The following is a 2,105-nucleotide window of genomic DNA, read 5'->3' as shown; positions in this document are numbered from 1 at the left end:
CCACTCCAGCTCAGAGCCAGAGCAACCCGGCAAGCCCTCCTCAACGCTGCTGCGGCGCAGTTCAACCAGGCCGGATACGCAGCGTCGAGCATCAACGACATCCTGGCCTCGACAACGAGCTCCAAGGGAGCGATCTACTTCCCCTTCCCGTCGAAACAAGCCATGGCAGAGCACCTACTCGACAGCTGGGCCGCCGCCGCCCGAGACATCATCGCCCTCGCCGCATCCACCGGTGAACCGGCCGAACGCCGGATTGTGCTGATCTACCGCGAAACGGCCCGCCGAGTGCAGGAAGATCACACCCTGCGTGCCGGTCTGATCCTGAGTCTCGAACCGACCATCGATACCGCCGCGAATGTCTACAGAACATGGATAGACGCCCTCAACGCCGTCGTCGTCGACGCGGTCCGCGCAGGAGGGATCGACTACTGCACCGCCGGCACGTCACGGCTCGCAGAAAGCCTCTGTGCAGGCTTCATCGGTGCCGTGCATGTTGCGAACGCGCTGCGTGAGCCGGAAGCGATCAGCCGACGTGTCGACGATCTGTTGATGCTGTGGCTGGGCACCGATCCCGCTGCCGAACCCAACGTGCAGGCTGTTGCGTTGTGAACACTCCCACGCAGCAAGCTCACCCGCGGCCCGCGTCCTACACCGAGATCCTCCACCGGCAACTCTTCTCCGACCATCCCGAGCCGCCGGTGCCGTTGTACAGCGCTGCAACGTCGAAATAGGACGGCCCGCAACCCGCGCCGGCGACTGGAAAGTCCCGGCGCGGGTGTTAGGGACCCGGCGATAAACTGCACGAATCGTTCCTGCTCACAAGCGAAAAGGCGGTGATGGAGTTGACCGACGCGCTGCACGACGCCCGCAACTGGGTGAGCGAGCAACTCCGTTTCCCGCAACGCGCTCCCCGCACCACTGCCGTCGTCGACTGGACCGACATCTCCGCATCCACCCAGTCCGCGGTAGCCGGCCTCACGAACGCCGTCCCCGACCCGAACGAACTTGTTGCGCAGCCGAGCTGGTGGCGCACCATCACCGGGCGGCCCCGCGGACACCCGCAACTGACTTCCCTGCAGCGCAACGAACTTCAGCGTGCCTGCACTTCGCTGCGCTGGCCGTTGCGTGAGGAAGGCCCAGAGATCCGCCTCGTTGCGGTCGCGGAGAATGTTGTTGCACGCGTTGTTACCGATCCGGCGTGGGCGCATCCACTACTCGCCGGGCACCGATCCGTCCTCGGATTCACCATCGAGCTGCACCTGGTCGCGGCGGCCGCGCACGAGCTACTGACACTGCGGACGAACACCCCACCGCTACCGGTAGACGACGGCACCGACCAGCTTTCCCGGGCGAGAGCGGAATGGGAACGCCGCCAGGTGGTCGCCGCACAAGCAGAGGCCGGCCTCGTCGACCGGGTCGCGGCCCTACGCGCCTACGAACAAGCCTTGGCGCCCATCGGGACGAGCCTGCACAACCTGCCAAGCGGTCACCGAGCTGGCGGCCGGGGGAGAGGACGTGGACAGGCTCTACCGTCAGATCGTCGGAGTCGAGTACGCGACCGGACACACCGCCACCATGCGCGACGACGTCGACGACGTTCGCGCGGCGCTCGACGCCCAGGTCGCGTATCTCGACAGTCTCATCGGACCGCACCGCAGCGCATAAGACCGGTTCAAGAACCACGACGACGAAACGTGCTGCCGCGACACCGCTACGCGCTGCCTTGCCCCCGATGGGGTGCTGGTGGCGTCATTCAGTGCGCGGCAGTGGAGTCGGATGTGTTTCGTCGGTTCTTCTCGCGGGCGAGGTACTTGTAGAGACCCGCTTGAGAGAGATTGAACAGCTTCGACAACTCGGCGATGGAATGCTCACCGCTCTGGTGCAGGTCGTAGAGCTGTGCCTGTTGCGCCGGGTCGAGGAGCGGCTTGCGGCCGGAGAATCCGCCCGCAGCCTTACGGCGGGCATTGCCCTCCATCGTGCGCAACCGGATCAGACCGGACTCGAACTCGGCGAACGTCGTCGACAACATCGCGAACACCGTTCGTCCGATCGGATCCTGCGGATCGTGAACCGCGCCGTCGAACATCAACAGCACATCGCGTGCC

3 protein-coding genes are annotated in these 2,105 nt (G+C 65.4%); 2 read left to right on the top strand and 1 reads right to left on the bottom strand.

Annotation, left to right across the window (positions count from 1 at the left end; translation table 11 throughout):
* Together WAW17_RS05810 and WAW17_RS05805 are read left to right on the top strand one after the other, a co-directional pair.
* On the top strand, positions 1-609 hold a 609-nt coding region (locus tag WAW17_RS05810; protein ID WP_422332057.1), incomplete at its 5' end, for a TetR family transcriptional regulator.
* Between the two features lie 906 nt (positions 610-1,515).
* Positions 1,516-1,665, top strand: coding sequence for a hypothetical protein (locus WAW17_RS05805; protein WP_422332056.1), 150 nt, complete (start codon positions 1,516-1,518; stop codon positions 1,663-1,665).
* Between the two features lie 88 nt (positions 1,666-1,753).
* Here the strand turns inward: WAW17_RS05805 and WAW17_RS05800 are convergent.
* The coding region (locus WAW17_RS05800) for a helix-turn-helix domain-containing protein (RefSeq protein ID WP_422332055.1) at positions 1,754-2,105 on the bottom strand (352 nt) is incomplete at its 5' end.

The sequence above is a fragment of the Rhodococcus sp. (in: high G+C Gram-positive bacteria) genome (assembly GCF_049286785.1).
Classification (GTDB): domain Bacteria; phylum Actinomycetota; class Actinomycetes; order Mycobacteriales; family Mycobacteriaceae; genus Rhodococcus_F.
The sequence above is the reverse complement of the archived record's forward strand: the minus strand, read 5'-3'. Positions and strand labels throughout refer to the sequence as shown.